General features: G+C 32.0%; 2 protein-coding genes. Both read left to right on the forward strand.

Going from position 1 to position 2,051, the window contains the following annotated elements:
• Positions 1-485: 485 nt before the first annotated feature.
• Positions 486-980, forward strand: coding sequence for a tetratricopeptide repeat protein (locus G493_RS0122520; RefSeq protein WP_028582168.1), 495 nt, complete (start codon positions 486-488; stop codon positions 978-980).
• 136 nt (positions 981-1,116) lie between these two features.
• Positions 1,117-1,941, forward strand: coding sequence for a hypothetical protein (locus G493_RS0122525; protein ID WP_028582169.1), 825 nt, complete (start codon positions 1,117-1,119; stop codon positions 1,939-1,941).
• Positions 1,942-2,051: the final 110 nt, after the last annotated feature.

Genomic DNA, 2,051 nt, shown 5'->3' on the forward strand with positions numbered 1-2,051 from the left:
GAGTTATCAGGGGTGACGAAGAAAACTATGTAACCTGTTAAGACGATAAAAGAAAGTAGACTATTTGCTTGAGTATAGGTTATTACCCATGCGATCGCCCTGCCGTTCTACCTCGATGCAATAAATAAAATAATGGATATTCTATTCATAGTATTGACCACTTATTTCTTTTATTCGAAGGCCAGAAAAGTCGGAGTCTCGAAATTTAAATGGACAACAATTGGCTTTTGCATATCTGCGATTCCTTTAATTATAATACCAATAATACTAAATAAAATTACAGGAAAAGAAATGGGAGGAATTGGAATAATGGCAGCAGGTACACTAATATTAGTTTCCAGTGGACTACTCATTAGAAAAATGAAATAAAAAAAAATATTAAAATGCTAACAAAATGTTTCTACGGAACACGCATACGGCGCGTGTCCACAGAACTTTACGTTATGTTGATAAAAAAATCACACCTTCAAAAAAAGAGATCGGTAATGCAAAGCATTAAAAAAGACCATGTTGTACTAGTAATGTTATTTGCTGTATCTACTGCTGTTAGTTATTTAATTTATTTTAAGTACCAGGAAAACATCATTGAAGAAGAATATAAAAATGCTCTTGCAGTTAATACTGTAGAAAACTATAACGATTATTTAATAAATAATAATAATACCAAATACATGGTAGATATAATTTACTATCGCGATAAAAAAGCTTTTGAGAATGCGAAAGAAATCGATACTTTTGAAAGTTACCAAGCGTTTATAGATAATTACCCACAAAGTTCATGGATTAGCAATGTAGTTTACCATAGAGATAGAACAGCACTTGAAAGAGCTAAAAAAGATCGTACATTGAAATCGATTGTAAATTTTTTAAATACATATCCTAAAAGTGGTTGGCTCCCACAAGCAAACTACTATCTAAGGCATCAATTTGGTTTTAATGATTTATCAGAGGCAGAATATTATTTGCCAAATTACAATTGAAAATCCAATGCTTATTACTCTTGATTTTATGATTTCTTAAATTATTAAAATTGAACATAACAAATCTGTAAACACGGACTCGCTGAAGCTCGCCGGTTATATCCATGTTATGTGCAAAAATGGTCCCAAGCAAATAATGAAGAGAATTATTTGGATATATTTGGTTTCATTAATCGTAGCAACTGCAATAGTATTCTTGTCTCTACAGCAGAGGCAAGAACCTAAACGAACTGGTCCAGATGCATACATTCCGATTCGCACAATTACTCCTTTAGAAGCAGCAGTCATAATTGTTTCTAATTCAAATCGTAAGCCTGATTCATACGCAAGGATAATAATAGTAGATCTTACAGATAAAAATGCCGTTATTCTAACAAGAAACTATGTAATTCCGACGGAGTTCCCCACTCAACATATTCCAGAAAGTTACGATGGAGTTACTATAAACGGCAAATCGTTTCGAATTGTCAGTAACTCATGGGAAAATTACGTATGCCAATATGTAGTTGACAGAATAGCTCTTGAACAAATTCTAGGCTATCATTTGTCAATGACAGAAAAATCAGATATTAAGAAAAATGGGTTCAATAAGGACAAAATTTCATTCTCAAGTAAAAAAATTTGGATGTATATGATATCAGAAATTTTAGCAATATCCATATTACTTACAATCATTATCGAAATTTTCACAAAACTACATTTTTTACTCTGGTTACCTTGCCTTACTACGCTTGATATTGCGTTAGCTTTGTATGTTAAATGGTATTCACCAGCCTTTTTTGACGCTGACAATTTTTTTCAACGAATCATCATAGAAGAAATTCCACTTAGATTTTCATTAGGAGTTGGGTATTTGCTTTTTAATAACTTATTTCTTTTACCAATAATTTCGTCTTTATCATTGGCGACATATATCATATATAGGTCTACAATTTTACTAAGAAATAAAAAAATCACATAACGAATAAGGATAGATTGAGTGAGGAACGAACGAACCACAATCTTATCCGTGGTTGGACAAGCCCGTCTCTTTAAGGAAATATATATTTTTCAGGTATGTTCAGATTGCGC

Origin of the sequence: Desulfogranum japonicum DSM 18378, assembly GCF_000429945.1 — a bacterium.
Classification (GTDB): Bacteria; Desulfobacterota; Desulfobulbia; order Desulfobulbales; family Desulfobulbaceae; genus Desulfogranum; species Desulfogranum japonicum.

Excerpts from the sequence above, each read along its gene's own strand:
- G493_RS0122520 (WP_028582168.1), top strand. The coding sequence starts at position 486 with ATGCAAAGCATTAAAAAAGACCATGTTGTACTAGTAATGTTATTTGCT.
- G493_RS0122525 (WP_028582169.1), top strand. The coding sequence starts at position 1,117 with ATGAAGAGAATTATTTGGATATATTTGGTTTCATTAATCGTAGCAACT.